Here is a 525-nt window from a genome sequence, read left to right as displayed (position 1 = left end):
GATCGATCCCGGCGGCGCCCGCCGCGATCGCGCCGGAGCGGGTCGCGAACTGATTGCCGGAGTAGATGTGCAGGATGTCGCCCTTGAACTCGGCGGTGGCGTTCATCGGCTCCATCGGCGCGTGGATGTTGATGCTGGTGGTGTACTCCGCCTCCAGCACTTTCGCGGCGCCCGCCAGTGCCGCATTGGCATCGCCATCCTTGACGAAGAACTGCCCGGCATCGTCCTGCGCCTGCAGCCGCATCGCCTCGGTGATGATGCTGTCGGTGCTGACATTGGCATACGGACCCTTGTCATAGCTGATCTTCAGCGCGTCCGCGGCCTTCTTGGCATTGGCGAAGGTCGAGGCCACCGCGACCACCCAGCCTGACGTGGAGCCGGTCTTGTCGTCGAGCACGACCGCCTTGATGAAGCCCGGGACCTTCTTGGCCTCGCTGTCATCGACGGACTTGACGGTGGCGCCGAAGCGCACCGGCGGCGTCACCACCTTGCCGTAGACCATGCCCGGCAGCATCGTGTCGATGC

The 525-nt window shown here is 65.5% G+C and carries 1 protein-coding gene; it reads right to left on the bottom strand.

Annotated elements, in window-relative coordinates:
- On the bottom strand, nt 1–525 hold a 525-nt coding region (locus tag LJE98_RS20110), incomplete at both ends, for a molybdopterin cofactor-binding domain-containing protein (protein WP_229577031.1).

The organism is Rhizobium sp. 'Codium 1' (genome assembly GCF_020889605.1).
Taxonomy (GTDB): Bacteria; Pseudomonadota; Alphaproteobacteria; order Rhizobiales; family Rhizobiaceae; genus Allorhizobium; species Allorhizobium algae.
This window is presented reverse-complemented; position numbering and strand designations above follow the sequence as displayed.